The organism is Actinomycetospora chibensis, from assembly GCF_028737215.1.
GTDB classification, from domain to species: Bacteria; Actinomycetota; Actinomycetes; order Mycobacteriales; family Pseudonocardiaceae; genus Actinomycetospora; species Actinomycetospora chibensis.
The window spans coordinates 121,259-136,306 of sequence record NZ_JAQZAM010000002.1; the positions used below are offsets into that span (position 1 = coordinate 121,259).

The window sequence follows — 15,048 nt, forward strand, 5'->3', positions numbered from 1 at the left end:
CGTGGGCGTCGATCGGCCGGCGATCAGGCCGGGGTGCGCTGACGTCGCGAGCGACGACGCGGGCGGTCGTCCTCCTCGGCGGGGGCGTCCTCCGCGGCCTCGTCCTCGGCGTCCTCCGGGAGGTCGTCGTCGACGTCCTCCTCGGCCTCGTCCTCGAGTTCGTCCTCGAGCTCGTCCTCGTCCGCCTCGTCCTCGAGCTCGTCGAGGTCCTCGTCGGCGTCCTCGTCCTCGTCCTCGGCCACGAGGTCGTCGTCGACGTCCTCGTCCTCGTCCTCGTCGAGGTCGTCCTCGGCGAGCTCGCCCTCCTCGGAGTCCTCGAGCTCCTCGTCCTCCTCGGCCGCCCGCTGCTCCTCCTCGAGGGCTTCCTCGTGGGTCTTGACGACCTCGCTGTCGCGGATCTCGCCGCGCCAGCCCTCGAGTTCCTCACGGTTGATCAGCGTGTCCATCATGACGTGACGGCAGAAGTGCTTGAACTCCAGCCGGGCGCGACGCCCGACCGCACGCCAGAGGTTCCCCGTCTTCTCGAAGAAGCCCTGCGGGTAGTACTCCATGATCAGGACGATGCGCGTCAGGTTCGGCGCGAGTTCACTGAACGTCACGATCCCGTCCGCAGAACCCTTGGCCCCCGACGACACCCACAGAATGTGGCTATCGGGGACCTGTTCGCGGATAGTCGTCTCCCAGGAACGACGCGACCAGAACACCTTCGCGGTCCAGACGACCTTCTCGTCGGACTCCTGATTGACCGTCTCGACCTTCTTCATGAAGCTCGGGAAGTCGGCCATCTGGGTCCACTGGTCGTAAGCCACGCGCAGCGGGACCCCGACGTCCTGGACCTCGTAGATGTTCATGAACTTGAACTTGCCGCGGCCGGTGCTGTTCCCACCGCCACCACCGCCGCCGCTGCCGTCCTCGTCGCCCTCGTCGTCGTCGTCTCCGCCGCCGAGACCGACCGCCCCCAGCGCCTTGTCCTTCACCGTCGAGAGACCGCTCTTGATCGCTCCGCCGATGCCGCCGCCCGACGAGTCGTCGTCATCGCCCGACCCACCGCCGAACGCGGCACCGAGGTTGCCCGGGTTCCCGGCGACGTCGGTGAGCTTGCCGGTCAGCCCCTCGACCTGGTCGAGAGCGGCGTTGACCGCCTTGTCGGTGGCCGCCTTCAGCAGCGTCTGAGCCGCCTGCTTGAGACGGTCGACGGGCAGCACGTCGGTGATCGACGAGCCGGACCCGCTGTCGTCGTCGTGCGGGAGCTGGCCGTTGGAAGCCGCCCGCGGATCGGTCGTGGTCTCAGTCATCGCGCTTCCCCGATCCACGGCGCGAGCCCGAGCCGGCCGTGGCCTTGCTGCGCGACCCCGACGACGTCCGACGCGTCGAGCCGTTGCTGGTGCGGTTCGAGCTGTCGTCGGACGACGAGCCCGACGACGAACGCTTGCGACGCTCCTGGCCGGTGTCGCTGCTGGTCGAGCCACTGCTCGACGAGCTGCTCTTCGACGCCGACGGGGGCCGTGAGGCACGACGGCGCGACGAGGCCCGCGCGGGGGCCTCCTCGGCCTCCTCGGCCTCGTCGGCCTCCTCAGTCTCGGCCACGGCCTCGTCCGACTCGGACTCCTCCGTGTCGTCGACCTCGTCGTCGAGGTCCTCGACGTCCTCGGTCTCGTCGGCGGCGTCCACGCCGTCGTCGACCGGCTCCTCGGCGGCAGCCGCCTTGCGACGACGTCCACCGCGCGCGGCCCTGCCGACCGCGCCGCCGGCACCGCCGACCGCGCCACCGACCGCCGACCCGGCCGACCCGGCCACGTCGCCGACAGCGCCACCGGCCTGGCCGACGGCGTCGCCGGCGGCACCCGCGGTCTGACCGGCGGCCTGCGTCGCCGCACCCGCCGCGTCCGCGGCCGGCTTGCCGAGGTTCTCGACCCGGTTGACCAGGTTGTCGGTGAGAGCCTCCATGCGCGAGCTCGCGACGGCCAGCGCCGCGTCCTTGCCCGCCTCGAGCAGCCGACCCCGCACCGCACTGTCGAGCTTCTGGAGCTCCGGTGACGCCTGGATCAACTTCGAGGCCTGCCCCAGCAGCTGGGCGGGATCGGTGGAGATCTTCTTCCCGGCCAGCGCAGCGCCGAACATGATGGCGAGCTTCATCTTCTTCGTACGACCGAGTAGATAGCCGCCGATGACCGCGAGGGCCAATTTCAGGCCGGTTCCGGGCACCGTGCACCTCCGAATGGATTGGTCCGCCTGTGCGGTGGACCACGGCCCGCCGCCTACGGAGCCGGACATTACATCGCGTGCTTCCGGAATGCGCTAGACCGGTAAGATCAAATTCGCGGTGGGCCGTTCGACCCAATTAGTGATCACCAGAGCACGAAGGGTGATCGCGCATTCGGGTGTCGTTCTCGTGCTTCAAGCATCTGCGTCCGTTCGCTCATTCTGAATGGGCGTACGTCGGGGAGTGCTCGGCCGAATGCGTGGAGTGAGTGTGCGGCGCCGCGATCACCAAGGGTCATGTCGAACGCCATTTCGTTGACGCTCGGCGGTGATTTGGATCATACGGGTGTTCTGCCACCGCCGCCAGCTCTCGGCGGTTGGGCAGCACAGCCCAACGTCGTACCGCTCGATGCGCCGGGGTGTTGCTCCGGCCCCGGACGCGCCGAGGTCAGCCCTCGTCGGCGGCGTCCAGCACCCGGTCCACCGCGCGCCGCACTGATCGCCACGCCCGCACGCGCGCACGGGCGATCCGCGTGCCCAGCTCGGTCAGACGGTAACGCCGCCGATCGGTGTCGGTCCCGAGCTCGACGAGACCGTGCCGGGCGAGGTGATGGAGGGTCTTCTGAATCGTGGTGGGAGGTGGGGCGAGGCCGCCCCCGCTGTCCGCCCGTAGCCGCTCCGCGAGCTCCCGCCCGTTGGCCGGGCCGCGACGCAACGTGACCAGCACCAACAGCTCGACGTGCTCCTGGGAGGCCATCCGGACCGAGCCCCACCGCCGGTTGGCGGTCCCGGCGGTGGCGCCCGAGGCGGGCGCCGGGCGGCGTGCGCCGCGGGGGGCGGGTGCGGCCGATGGGACGTCGTTGGGTGCGGGCGCCGGGGCGACCTCGATCGGCGTGTCGGAGCCGGACTCCGCCCCGGTGACCTCGTCGGGCGCGGGGGTCCGCACGGTGAGGGGCACGACGGCGGCGCGGCGCGCGCCCTGCGCCGGGATCTCAGGCGAACCCGTGCCGGTACCCTCGGCCGCGTCCTGCTCGGAGCTCCGCCGGGGCCGCGGGGGCAGGAGTCCGCGCAGGCTCGCCGTGGCCGACCGCCCGAACGCGTCGCTGAGGTCGGGCGGCTGCTCGTCGTCGCTGGTCATCCGGAAGTCGGCGGTCACGAGGTGGCCTCCTGCTCGGGGCGGTGGTCCGCGGTCGTGGTCTCCTCGGCGGCACGCAGGAGGGTCAGGAGCTCGACCCCGAGGTCGCGGTAGTCACCCGCCACGCTTGCGGCGGTCGGGGACAGGCGACGCCCGGACGAGGTCTTCGAGGTCCCCTCCCGCAGGGCCGCCCACCACGCGGGCTGCGCGGCCACCTCCTGCTCGAGCTCGTGGGCGAGCCGGCCGAGGCGCCGGGCGTCCTGTGCGGTGCGCTCCGCGTGGCGGATCGAGGTGGTGAACAGCGGCGACTGGCCGCCGAAGGCGCGCTCCATCGCCTCGCGGAGCTCGGCGTGCACGACGCGCGAGCGCGAACCGGTGGCGAAGAGCACGGCACCGAGCAGGCCGAGGTCGGGGTTCTGCTCGCGGGCGAGTGCGAAGCGCTCCCCGACCAGGCGCATGCCGACCAGGCCGCCGCCGTCCGACTTCGTGGGCATGAGCACCCACCGGGCGGCGGTGAGCGCGAGGTCGGTGAGGATCGTCGTCTCGGGCGGGCAGTCGACGAAGACGAGGTCGTAGTCGCCCGCCACCGGCGCGAGCACGGTCGCGAGGGCACGGAACGCCTCCCGCCCCTGCTCCTGCACCCGGGACACCATCAGCGGCACGAGGTCCACGAGGCGGGCGCCGCCGGGCACCACGTCGAGGCCGGGGCGGACACCCTCGGCCGGGCGCAGCGGCGAGCCGGCCACGATGCTCATGAGCAGGCCCGCGCCGTGGTCGTCGATCGGCCCGTCGCGGAACCCGAGGTCGTCGGCGAGGTTCGCCTGGCGGTTGAGGTCGACGAGCAGGCACCGGTACCCGGCCGCGGCGAACTGCCCGGCGAGGTTGGCGACGAGCGAGGTCTTCCCGACACCGCCCTTGTCGTTGACCATCGCGATCGTCCGCGTCAGCGCGTCCATGTCCGGGTCCGTGGTGGCCGCCGCGTCGTCGACTCCGACCACGACGGGCGTCGGCGCCCCCGTGCGGTCACCGCCCGCGCGGTCCCTCCCCGCGCCTCTGCGGCGGCGGGTGGCGTTGCGGGCGGCGCGGCCCGCCGGTCCGGTCATGCGGCGAGGGTGCGTCCCGGCCCGTGCCCCGGCAAGGCCGACACGGGCGTCCGGAGCCTCTTGGGGCCGCACGGCGGCAGGAACTCACGCTGTCGGCCCAGTCGACTACGGCAGGCGAGAGGGCCGTCACGCGTCGCGTTCGCGGGTGTCGTCCTCGTAGACGTCGGGCACGTTGTCGTGGTCGGTGTCGACCCGCTCTCGCTCGTGGATCCGCCGGTGCACCCCGTTGCGGTGCCGCAGCACGACCGTGGCGAGCACGGCGGCGAGCAGCGAGGCGGTCAGGACCCCGATCTTCACGTGGTCGTCCGCGCCGCTGCCGGTGCCGAACGCGAGCTCCCCGATGAGCAGGGAGACGGTGAACCCGATCCCCGACAGCAGCGAGAGCCCGAGGACGTCGCTCCAGGCCAGCTCGTCGGCGAGCCGGGCCCGCGTCAGCCGCTGGACGAGCCAGGTCGCCCCCATGATGCCGACGGTCTTGCCCGCGACCAGCCCGGCGATGATGCCGATCGTGATCGAGTCCGTGAACGCCGCGCCCAGACCGCCGCCGACGACGGTCACCCCGGACGCGAAGAACGCGAAGATCGGCACCGCCACCCCGGCGGAGAGCGGCCGCCAGCGGTGCTCGAAGTGCTCGGCGAGCCCGGGTCCCGGGCCCTCCCGCCGCCGGACCACCGGCACGGCGAAGCCCAGCAGCACCCCGGCGACGGTCGCGTGCACGCCCGACTCGTGCACGAGCACCCAGGTCAGGGCGGCGAGCGGGAGCAGCAGCCACCACGACCGCACACGCCGCTGGACGAGGATCGTGAACGCCCCGAGCGGCAGCAGCGCCAGCAGCAGCGGCACGAACGCGAGCTGATCGGTGTAGAAGAGCGCGATGATCGTGATGGCGAGCAGGTCGTCCACCACGGCGAGCGTGAGCAGGAAGGTGCGCAGCGCGTCGGGCAGGCAGGAACCGATGAGGGCGAGCACCGAGAGCGCGAACGCGATGTCGGTGGCCGTCGGGATCGCCCAGCCCGCCGCCCCCGGCCCGCCGAGGTTGATCGCGGCGTAGATCAGGGCGGGCGCGATCATGCCGCCGACCGCGGCGGCCACCGGCAGCAGTGCCCGCGACGGCTCCCGGAGGTCGCCGGCGACGAACTCGCGCTTGAGCTCCAGGCCGGCGACGAAGAAGAAGATCGCCAGGAGACCGTCGGCGGCCCAGGTGGCGAGGGTCAGGTCGAGGTGCAGGGACACCGGACCGATCCGCGTCTCCGAGAGGGCCGTGTAGGCCTCCCGCCACGGCGAGTTGGCCCACAGCAGCGCGAGCGCCGCGGCCACGACGAGCAGGACGCCGCCGACGGTCTCGCGGCGCAGGATGTCCGCGATGCGCGCCGTCTCCGGCCAGGAGCCGCGGGCGAACAGGCGGGGGGTCGACCGGGTCACGGTTCCTCCGGCGGGCAGACGTCAGGGACTGCCGACCAGACTTCCCGGCGCACCGGGAGCGACCCTACGTCACCGCGACACCCGCCCGCCGGTGATCGAAGTGCGCTCACGGACACTCAACGTCAGCGACGGCACTTCGCTGACACCGCCTCAGGACTAGCAGGTCGTGTTCGGCGGGGGCAGGACGCCGTCGAGGAGGTAGCGGTTGACGGTGTCGTCGACGCACGGGACGCCGTTGGTGTAGACCGTGTGGCCCTCGCCGCGGTAGGTCAGCAACGCCGAGCCGGGCACACGCCGGGAGAGCGCGACGCTGTTCTGGTACGGCGTGGCCGGGTCGTTCGTCGTCCCGAGGATCAGCATCGGCGGGCCCGCGTAGTTCTCCAGCGGGGTCAGCGGCTGCTGGGGCGCGGGCCAGTCGGAGCAGGTCAGGCCGCTGACGAGCACGTTGCCGGAGAAGTGGGGCGCGCGGGACTCGGTGACGCGGGCCGCCGCGAGCACCTGCTCGTCCTCGGTCGGCCAGGCGTTGTCCAGGCACGTCACGGCGTTGTAGGTGTCGGAGTTGCTGCCCCGGAAGTAGGCAGTCGCCAGCGAGCGCAGGGGGGCGCCGTCGCCCCGGTCGGCCGCGGCGAGGGCCTGGGCGAGCTGGGGCCAGCTGTCCTGGCTGTAGAGCGGGTAGACGACGCCGATCTCGAGCAGCCCCGCCGAGAGCGGGCTCGTGCCGGCGACGGGCAGCGGGGCGGCGGTGACGCGGGCGCGCACCCGGTCGAGGGTGCCGATCGGGTCGGCCCGCACGGGGCACGTCGGATCGGTCCGGCACGCGGCGTCGAACTGGCGCAGGGAGTTCTCGAAGCTCTCGGCCTGCGCGGAGTCCAGCCCCGGCTTCGTCACGTCGACGACGCCGTCGAGCACGATCGCGCGCAGCCGGGTCGGGAAGAGCTGCGCGTAGGTCTGCCCGATCGACGTCCCGTAGGAGAAGCCCAGGTAGTTGATCCGCTCCTCGCCCAGCGCCTCGCGGATGCGGTCCATGTCGCGGGCGACGTTGCGCGTCCCGAGGTGGGGCAGGAGGTCGCGGTAGCGCTGGCCGCAGGCGGCGTCGTAGCGGTCGACCGCGTCGTTGGTGGCCGCCTCGTCGGCGGGGTCGCCCGGGTCGGGATCGGCCAGATAGGGCGTCTCGGGGCCCAGTGGGCACTGCAGCCCGGTGCTGTCGCCGACGCCGCGCGGGTCGAAGCCGATGACGTCGAAGCGGTCGGTCACCTCGCGCGGGAGCACCCCGGCCTGGACGAGCTCGATACCCGAGCCGCCCGGGCCCCCGGGGTTCACGAGGAGCACGCCCAGCTTGGCGGCGGGGTTCGCCGCGGGCCGGCGCGCGATGGCGATCGGTATGGTGGGCCCGGCGGGGTTCGCGTAGTCGACCGGCACCGGCACGGTCGCGCACTCGAGGTCGCCGCGGCACGGAGTGAAGGCCGGACCGGGCCCCCCGTCCGGACGGGGACTGGGGGCGGCGACCGGCGCCGAGGAGCTCAGCGGGATCGGCGGCACCGCCGGCTCCGGGGCACGGGCGCACCCCGAGAGGACCAGCGCCGCGGCACCGACGACCAGGAGACCCCGCAAGACCGCTCCGTGTCGCTGCGCCATGTGCTCTCCTGCCCGTCCGGGGTCGGTCCGGCTGGGCCGGGCGGCCCATCATGCCCGTCCGCTCGTCGCAACCCCGCGGGGCTCCGGTCCGGACAAGCATCCTCCGGCCACGACCGACCGTGCTGGCCCGCACACCCTGCGCTGGCTACCGTCCCAGCATGAGGACACCCGAGCTCGTGCTCGTGCCCGCGCTCGTGGGGCTCCCGGCGGCGCAGGCCCACGAGGTGGCCATGGCCGCCCGGGTCGTCGCCATCGATCCCGACCCGGACACCCCGCCCACGGTGGAGGGCACGGTGACGGCCCAGCAGCCGGAGGCGGGGACGCGGGTGCCGGCGGGCGAGGCCGTGACGATCTGGGTGGAGCCCGACTCGGGCGGCGGCGGAGGCGGCGGCAACATGCCGCGGGTCCAGCCGGACAAGCCGCTCGACGGCGCCGGCGCGAACTAGGCGCCCGGGGAAGCGGTGAAGGCCCGCGGGATCGTCGGGTCGGGGGTCCGACGACCCCGCGGGGCCACCGGATAGTTCGTCCGTGCCCGGTCGGGCGTTACGCCCTCCGGACGGATCCATGAGATCCCGCGAGACCGGCCTCCGGGTACGACCGCGCGCGACCGGGAACCACGGCCGGAGTCATCGCTCTCCTCCGGAGGTGTCCGTCGTGAGAATCGGCTACAAGCTCATCGCCGAGGCCTACTCGCCGACCGAGATGGTGCGCCAGTGCGTGCGCGCCGAGGAGGCCGGCTTCGACTTCGTCGAGATCTCCGACCACTACCACCCGTGGGTCTCCGAGCAGCAGCACTCGGGCTTCGCGTGGTCGATGCTCGCCGCGATGGCGGCGAAGACCGAGCGCATCGAGCTGGCGACGGGGGTGACCTGCCCGTTCATCCGCTACACCCGGCGATCATCGCCCAGGCCGCCGCGACGACCCAGCTGCTCGCCGACGGCCGCTTCACCCTCGGCGTCGGGTCGGACGAGCGGCTCAACGAGCACGTCGTCGGGCAGGGCTGGCCCGCCGTGCACGTGCGCCACCAGATGTTCCGGGAGTCGCTCGAGATCATCCGCCTGCTCTGGCAGGGCGGGTACCAGACCTACGAGGGCAAGCACCTGACGCTCGAGGACGCGCGGGTGTTCGACCTGCCCGACACGCTGCCCCCGATCGTCGTCGCCACCGGCGGCCTCCGGGCCTCGACGCTGGCCGCCGAGCTCGGCGACGGGATCTTCACCACCGAACCGCGCACCGATCTCATCGAGGCGTTCACCGCCGCCGGCGGGACGGGCCCGCGCTACACTGAGGTGCCGATCGCCTACGCGCCCACCGAGCAGGAGGGGGCGGAGTCGGCGCGGCGGCTGTTCCGCTTCGGGGTCACCGGCTGGAAGGTGCAGTCCGAGCTGCCGAACCCCGTCAACTTCGACGCCGCGACCGCCTACGTCACCACCGAGGACATGCGCCAGGCGTTCGGGTGCGGCCCCGAGGTCGCCACCCACCTCGCCGCCGCGCAGCCGTTCGTGGACGCCGGGTACGACCACCTCGCGCTCATCAACGCCGGCACCGACGTCGACGGGTTCTTCGACCACTTCGCGACCGAGCTCGCCGAGCCGCTGCGGGCGCTGCGCCCGTCGTCGTAGGACCCGGGTCGTACCCTCGGTACGGGCCCGCGCGTGCGGGTCCGTTGCGAGGAGGAGTGCGATGACCGCGGTGTCCGCCGCGCCCAGCGTCGAGGGTGTCCCCGACGACCCCGGGACCCAGGCGCGCCGCCGGCGCACGTTCGCGGTCATCAGCCACCCGGACGCCGGCAAGTCCACGCTCACCGAGGCGCTGGCCCTGCACGCCGAGGTCATCTCGGCGGCCGGGGCGGTGCACGGCAAGGGTGGCCGGCGCGGCGTCACGTCCGACTGGATGGACATGGAGCGCGAGCGGGGCATCTCGGTGACCTCGGCGGTGCTCCAGTTCGCCTACCGCGACCAGGTGATCAACCTCCTGGACACCCCGGGCCACGGCGACTTCTCCGAGGACACCTACCGCGTGCTCGCCGCCGTCGACGCCGCGGTGATGCTCCTCGACGCCGCCAAGGGCCTCGAGCCGCAGACCCTCAAGCTCTTCGACGTCTGCCGCGACCGCGGCGTGCCCGTGCTGACGTTCGTCAACAAGTGGGACCGGCCGGGCCGCGAGCCGCTCGAGCTGCTCGACGAGGTGGAGCAGACGATCGGCCTGCGCCCCATGCCGATCACGTGGCCGGTCGGGATCGCCGGCGACCTGCACGGACTCGTCGAGCGCGCGGACGGCACGATGCACCGCTTCACCCGCGCCGCCCACGGCGCGTCGAAGGCGACCGTCGAGGTCCTCGACGCCGACACCGCCGCGGCCGAGGAGGGCGCGGACTGGGAGCGCGCGGTCGAGGAGCTCGAGCTGCTCGACGAGATCGGCGCCGAGTTCGACCCCGCGCCGTTCCACGAGGGCACGGCGACGCCGGTGATGTTCGGCTCCGCGCTGTCGAACATCGGCGTCGCCCGCCTGCTCGACGCGCTCGTGGAGCTGGCCCCGCCGCCCGGCCCGCGCCCCGACCAGAAGGGCGAGCTCCGCGAGGTCGACGCGCCGTTCTCGGGCCTGGTGTTCAAGGTGCAGGCGTCGATGGACAAGTCGCACCGCGACCGGGTGGCGTTCGTGCGCATCTGCTCGGGTCGCTTCGAGCGCGGCATGGTGCTCACCCACGACGCGACGGGACGCCCGTTCGCCACCAAGTACGCGCAGGCGATGTTCGGCCGCGACCGCTCGACCATCGAGGAGGCGTTCCCGGGCGACATCGTCGGGCTGGTCAACGCCACCGCGCTGCGGCCGGGCGACACGCTCTGGGCCGACGACCCGGTCACGTTCCCGACGATCCCGAGCTTCGCCCCCGAGCACTTCAGCGTGTGCCGGGTGGCGGACATGTCGAAGACCAAGCAGTTCCGCAAGGGCATCGAGCAGCTCGACTCCGAGGGCGTCATCCAGGTGCTGTCCTCGGACCTGCGCGGTGACCAGGCCCCGGTGCTGGCCGCGGTGGGCCCGCTGCAGTTCGAGGTCGTCTCCGCGCGGCTGTCCGACGAGTTCGGCGCGCCGGTGAAGCTCGACCGCCTCGACTACCAGATCGCCCGGCGCACGGACGCCGCCGGCGTGGAGACCCTCAAGGGCGCCGTCGGCATCGAGGTGCTGACGCGCCGGATCGACGGGGAGCTCCTCGCGCTCTTCCCGCACAAGTGGCGCCTGCAGGCCGTGGCGCAGAACAACCCGGGCCTGCTGCTCGCGCCGCTGGTGGCCGACACGTTGTAGAGCGCGTCACGCGGGCAGCCGGCGCGGGGGCAGCGCTTCGTTGATCGTCTTGCTGGTGGTCTCGGGGTCCGGGACCTCGACGACGACCCGGTGGTACGGGTCGCCGCGCAGGTAGATCGCGAGGAGCTGGTCGGCCCGGCGCACCATCCACAGCTGCCGTCGCTCGCCGACGCCGTAGGACCCCGCCCGCAGCACGCGCGGCACGCTCACGCCGGGCAGGTGCACGCGCGGGCTCGCCGAGACCGCGTCACGGCGCTTCATCGGGCGGGCGAGCAGAACGCGGCTCAGCGGCAGGTACACCCCTCGACAGCACGCCCAGACGCGGTCGGAGCCGGTGAAGCGCACGACGACGCCGTCCGCGGTGATGCGGAGCTGGACCGCCATGTCTCACCTGCCTCGTGCGCGGGCGTGCCGGGCGCCGCGGGTGCGGCGCAGCGTCGGGGACCGGACCGAGTGATCATCGTGGGGCCCGCGCGCCCGGACGGCGACACGTCCGGGCGCGGAGCACCTCGAGGACCGGCCTCAGCTCATCCGGTCGTGCTTGGCCGCGGCTTCCTCGTAGGCGCGATCGTTGGCGCGCTGCGCGTCGGCGTACCCCTTCTGCACGGCCTGGGTCCCGTCGGTGTGCGCGTCGCGCACGGCCTGCTCGGCGTCGCGGGCGGCCTGGGCGAGCGCGCGCTCGGCCTCCGCCGCGGCGTCGGCGACGGACGACGCGGACTCGCCGGCGGCGGTGCCGGTCGGCGGGTCGGTCGAGGGGCCGGTGGACGACGGCGCCGAGGGGGACGACGGCGTCGGGCCCGTCACGGCGTCGTCGTCGACACCGAAGGACGGGACACCCGGCGTGGCGGCGGAGGATCCGAGGCCTCCACCGGGCACACTGGCGCCGGCCTCCGGGAGGTGGTCGACGTCGGGACGCCGGTGCTGGGCGGACCGGTCCCCGGCCCGCTCGTCGGACCCGACAGGACGGTCGGTGTCGTCGGTTGCGCTCACGGCACGACCTCCGGAATGTGGCACGGACGATCGCGCGCCGGCCTCCGCGGAGGCACGGCACCCAACCCCCCGATCGGCTTCGGTGCCGCGACAGCATGGCAGGCGGCGGCCCGTCCGGCCCGGCCACCCTCCTCCGGCGCGACCTCGCGAAACCCCGGCTGACAAGCACCAGAGCCGAGCGGACGCCAGGAAACACCCGGATGGGTGAGCCGCGTTCGGGCCGCGGACGCAGGGCCGGCGTGGAGAGCGCCCACCGCGGACCGATCGTCCGGAGCGTGATGATCCACGTCGGACGGCGGAGCGCAGCGTGCGGCGTGGCGGTGACACCATGGCGTGGGGCGTAGTCACCCCGGTCACCACCCGCACGCCACCGGCCCGCCACCCGCACGCCATCCGGACGCAGGAGACGAGATGGACCGAACCGACCCGGGGACCGCAGGTCCCCCGGTCCCGGAGCAGGCGCGGTTCTGCGCGCGCTGCGACGGACCGGTGGGCCGGGGACGTGCCGGACGCCCCGGACCGGAGCGCGGCGTCTGCCCCTGGTGCGGCGCGCGGTTCGACGTCCGCCCCGACCTGGCGGTCGGCACCGACCTCGCCGGCTCGGCGAGCCGCTACCGGGTGCGGGCCCCGCTGGCTCGCGGGGCGCGCGGCTGGTCGTTCACCGGCACGCGCGTCCGGGACGGCGCCCTCGTCGTGCTCGGGCGCCTCGAGGGCCCCGAGGGTCCGGCCGCGGGCGCGCTCGCGGTGAGCGAGACCGCGGTGCTGCTCGGGCTCGACATCCCCGGCCTGGTCCGCGCGAGGGACGAGGTGCGGGCCGAAGGACGTGACGGCCCGGTGCGCCTGCTCGTGCTCGACCACGTGGACGGCGAGACGCTCTCCGAGCACCGCCCGTGTCCGCCCGCCGAGGCGCTCGACGCCGTCCTGGGCGCGGTGCCCGCAGTGGCGGCCCTGCACGCGCACGGGCTGCTGCACGCCGACCTCAACCCGTCGAACCTGCTCACGGGGCCCGACGGGATCACGGTGCTCGACCTCGGCAGCGTGCGGCGCGTCGAGGACCACCGGAGCGATGTCTGGACGACCACCGGGTTCGTCGCCCCCGAGATCCACCCCGGCGGGGCCGGCCCGTCGGTGGCCTCCGAGGTCTTCGCGCTGGGCCGCACGCTCGCCGTGCTGCTCGCCGACTTCGACCACCAGCGACGGCACGCCCACCGTCTGCCCGACCCGGCCGGCGTGCCGGTCCTGCGCGATCACCCCGACCTGGTGGCCCTCCTGACCCGCGCCACCCACCCCGATCCCGCCCACCGTCACCGCAGCGTCGAGGCGTTCGCCGCCCAGGCCCGGCGGGTGCGGGCGCGCTACGGCACCGCCGGCCTGATCGATCCGGCCACCCGACCGGGCGTGGAGAGGGTGGGGGCCGGCGTGGTCGCCGGGACGGGCCGGGAAGATGGCCCGACCCCCCACGGCGTGCCCCGCGACACCCGTGACCCCCGTGACGTCCGAGGAGCAGCGATCCCGTGATGGAGATGGCCGGGCGCGCCCCGATGCCCGGGGGGCGTGCCGCCCGGTCCGGGGACGCCGAGCCCGGGGGCCCCCTCGTGGAGCGCACCGACCTGCGCTCGGAGCTCGCGACGGTCGCGCCGCCGCGCTGCCCGCGCTGCGGGGACGAGACGCCGCCCGCGAGCGACGGGGCCTGCCCGACCTGCGGGTCGCCCCGCCCGGCGGTGCGCGACCACGTCGAGCTGGTCCTGGGCGCCGCCGCCGCCGTCACGGACCGCGGCCTGCGGCGCCGTCGCAACGAGGACGCCGTCGAGCTCGGCCGGCGCGTCGAGGGCGGCATCGAGACGTGGGTCGCGGTGGTCTGCGACGGCGTCGCCTCCGCCCGTCGCGGCGACGAGGCGAGCCTCGCCGCCGTCGGTGCCGCGGTCGGTGCCGCGCTGGAGACCGCCGCGGCCCCCGCGACACCGCCGTCCGGGTTCCCGGCCATCTCCTCCGGGGAGGCCGTCTCCTCCGGGGACACCGGGCCGATCGCGACCGTGTCGGAGGACCCGGGCGAGGCCGCCGAGGCCGCCGAGGACGCCGCCGGCCGCGCCGGCACCGGTCTGAGCGGGGAGCTCGACGCGCTCGCGACCGCGGCGTCGGCAGCGGCGGCCACCGCGGCGGCCGACCTCGGACGCGGGGGCGGTGACAGCCCGGCCTGCACGTACGTCGCGGCGGTCGTGCGCGGCGGCGACGCCGTCGTGTCGTGGATCGGGGACAGCCGGGCCTACTGGCTGGCCGGCGACGGGTCGTCGCGCCTGCTGAGCACCGACGACTCGTGGGCCGAGGAGATCGCCAACGCGGGGCTGATGTCCCGCGAGGACGCCGCCCGGGACCGGCGCGCCCACGTCCTCACCCGCTGGTTGGGGCGCGACGCCCCGAGCGGACCGGCGCACGCCCGCCGGGTGCGGCTCGGCATCCCCGGTGTCCTGATGCTCTGCAGCGACGGGCTGTGGAACCACCTGCCCGACCCGGACGTGCTGGCCCGCCTCGCGGCGCCGGCGCTCGGCGGCGCGGTGCCCGGTGACGGCGACGACGGCGAGCAGCACCCCGCCCTCGCGGCGGCGCTCGCCCTGCTCTCGGCCGCGCTCGACGACGGCGGCCACGACAACACCACGCTCGCGATCGTGCCGATCGTTCCCCCCGCCGACTCGGGACGGCCGTCGGTGGCCGTCGACGGCCGCGGCCCCGACGAGCGCACCGGGCCCATCCCGCTCGACGGGGAGGGTGTGGTCGACCGGTGAGCGACGAGGCGCCGGGGGGCGGCTCCTGGGTGGTGACGATCTGGGCCGATCGCGACTACCACGACCTCGTGCGCGCCCGGGAGACCGCGGACTCGACCGCGCCCCTCGCCGACGACTTCCCGTCCGGGCTCGCGCCGCGCGAGGTCGTGCTGCGCGCCGACGAGGTCCGCATCGGGCGCGCCGGCGACCCGGCCGGTGGCCACCCCGGCAGCCACCCCGGAAGCCATCCCGGGGATCTCCCCGAGATCGATCTCAGCGGCCCGCCGCGCGATCCGGGCGTCTCGCACCTGCACGCGGTGCTCCTCGCCCTGCCCCGCGACCGGTGGGTGGTGATCGACGCGGGGTCGACCAACGGGACGACGCTGAACTACGCGGAGGAGGCCCTGACGCCGGACACCCCGGTGCCGCTGCAGTCGGGCGACCGGATCCACGTCGGGGCCTGGACGACGCTGACCGTCGAGCGTCGCTGAGTCGCCGG

The 15,048-nt window shown here is 74.3% G+C and carries 14 protein-coding genes and 1 pseudogene; 7 read left to right on the plus strand and 8 right to left on the minus strand.

What is annotated here, in order from left to right; translation table 11 throughout:
• Positions 1-23 precede the first annotated feature (23 nt).
• The 6 genes from PH189_RS03035 to PH189_RS03060 all read right to left on the minus strand — a co-directional run bounded on the left by PH189_RS03035 (position 24) and on the right by PH189_RS03060 (position 7,497).
• Positions 24-1,295, minus strand: coding sequence for an SRPBCC family protein (locus PH189_RS03035; protein ID WP_274187274.1), 1,272 nt, complete (start codon positions 1,293-1,295; stop codon positions 24-26).
• Complete coding sequence (locus PH189_RS03040) at positions 1,288-2,205, minus strand: hypothetical protein (protein ID WP_274187275.1); 918 nt, start codon at positions 2,203-2,205, stop codon at positions 1,288-1,290. The genes PH189_RS03035 and PH189_RS03040 overlap by 8 nt, the downstream gene beginning before the upstream one ends.
• Before the next feature lie 445 nt (positions 2,206-2,650).
• Positions 2,651-3,358 carry a PadR family transcriptional regulator gene (locus tag PH189_RS03045; protein WP_274187276.1) on the minus strand — a complete coding sequence of 236 codons (708 nt, stop codon included), beginning with the start codon at positions 3,356-3,358 and terminating at the stop codon, positions 2,651-2,653.
• A complete protein-coding gene (locus tag PH189_RS03050; RefSeq protein WP_274187277.1) occupies positions 3,355-4,440 on the minus strand; it encodes a ParA family protein in 1,086 nt (361 codons plus the stop codon). The genes PH189_RS03045 and PH189_RS03050 overlap by 4 nt, the downstream gene beginning before the upstream one ends.
• Positions 4,441-4,566: 126 nt before the next feature.
• On the minus strand, positions 4,567-5,862 hold the full coding sequence (gene nhaA, locus PH189_RS03055; protein ID WP_274187278.1) for a Na+/H+ antiporter NhaA: 1,296 nt from the start codon (positions 5,860-5,862) through the stop codon (positions 4,567-4,569).
• A 156-nt stretch (positions 5,863-6,018) separates the two neighbouring features.
• A complete protein-coding gene (locus tag PH189_RS03060; RefSeq protein WP_274187279.1) occupies positions 6,019-7,497 on the minus strand; it encodes an alpha/beta hydrolase in 1,479 nt (492 codons plus the stop codon).
• 158 nt (positions 7,498-7,655) lie between these two features.
• Here PH189_RS03060 and PH189_RS03065 point away from each other — a divergent pair, with 158 nt between their 5' ends.
• The 4 genes and pseudogenes from PH189_RS03065 to PH189_RS03080 all read left to right on the plus strand — a co-directional run bounded on the left by PH189_RS03065 (position 7,656) and on the right by PH189_RS03080 (position 10,800).
• A complete protein-coding gene (locus tag PH189_RS03065) occupies positions 7,656-7,943 on the plus strand; it encodes a PASTA domain-containing protein (protein WP_274187280.1) in 288 nt (95 codons plus the stop codon).
• A gap of 256 nt (positions 7,944-8,199) precedes the next feature.
• Positions 8,200-8,307 (plus strand): annotated as a pseudogene (locus PH189_RS03070) (LLM class F420-dependent oxidoreductase); the annotation flags it as partial.
• On the plus strand, positions 8,304-9,119 hold the full coding sequence (locus PH189_RS03075) for a TIGR03557 family F420-dependent LLM class oxidoreductase (RefSeq protein WP_274187281.1): 816 nt from the start codon (positions 8,304-8,306) through the stop codon (positions 9,117-9,119). The pseudogene PH189_RS03070 and the gene PH189_RS03075, both read left to right, overlap by 4 nt.
• 61 nt (positions 9,120-9,180) lie before the next feature.
• On the plus strand, positions 9,181-10,800 hold the full coding sequence (locus tag PH189_RS03080) for a peptide chain release factor 3 (RefSeq protein ID WP_274187282.1): 1,620 nt from the start codon (positions 9,181-9,183) through the stop codon (positions 10,798-10,800).
• Between the two features lie 6 nt (positions 10,801-10,806).
• Here PH189_RS03080 and PH189_RS03085 read toward each other — a convergent pair whose 3' ends face one another.
• Together PH189_RS03085 and PH189_RS03090 are read right to left on the minus strand one after the other, a co-directional pair.
• A complete protein-coding gene (locus PH189_RS03085; protein WP_274187283.1) occupies positions 10,807-11,184 on the minus strand; it encodes a hypothetical protein in 378 nt (125 codons plus the stop codon).
• Positions 11,185-11,322: 138 nt separating this feature from the next.
• Positions 11,323-11,790 carry a hypothetical protein gene (locus PH189_RS03090; RefSeq protein ID WP_274187284.1) on the minus strand — a complete coding sequence of 156 codons (468 nt, stop codon included), beginning with the start codon at positions 11,788-11,790 and terminating at the stop codon, positions 11,323-11,325.
• A 411-nt stretch (positions 11,791-12,201) separates the two neighbouring features.
• Between PH189_RS03090 and PH189_RS03095 the strand changes: the two genes are divergently transcribed.
• From PH189_RS03095 to PH189_RS03105, 3 genes are read left to right on the plus strand one after another with little or no spacing between them, the layout of a single operon-like run.
• Positions 12,202-13,308: a protein kinase domain-containing protein gene (locus PH189_RS03095; RefSeq protein ID WP_274187285.1), complete on the plus strand. Its 1,107-nt coding sequence runs from the start codon at positions 12,202-12,204 to the stop codon at positions 13,306-13,308.
• A complete protein-coding gene (locus PH189_RS03100) occupies positions 13,308-14,570 on the plus strand; it encodes a PP2C family protein-serine/threonine phosphatase (protein ID WP_274187580.1) in 1,263 nt (420 codons plus the stop codon). Before PH189_RS03095 ends, PH189_RS03100 begins: the two co-directional genes overlap by 1 nt.
• Positions 14,567-15,040 carry an FHA domain-containing protein gene (locus PH189_RS03105; protein WP_274187286.1) on the plus strand — a complete coding sequence of 158 codons (474 nt, stop codon included), beginning with the start codon at positions 14,567-14,569 and terminating at the stop codon, positions 15,038-15,040. The genes PH189_RS03100 and PH189_RS03105 overlap by 4 nt, the downstream gene beginning before the upstream one ends.
• The last annotated feature ends 8 nt before the right edge of the window (positions 15,041-15,048 follow it).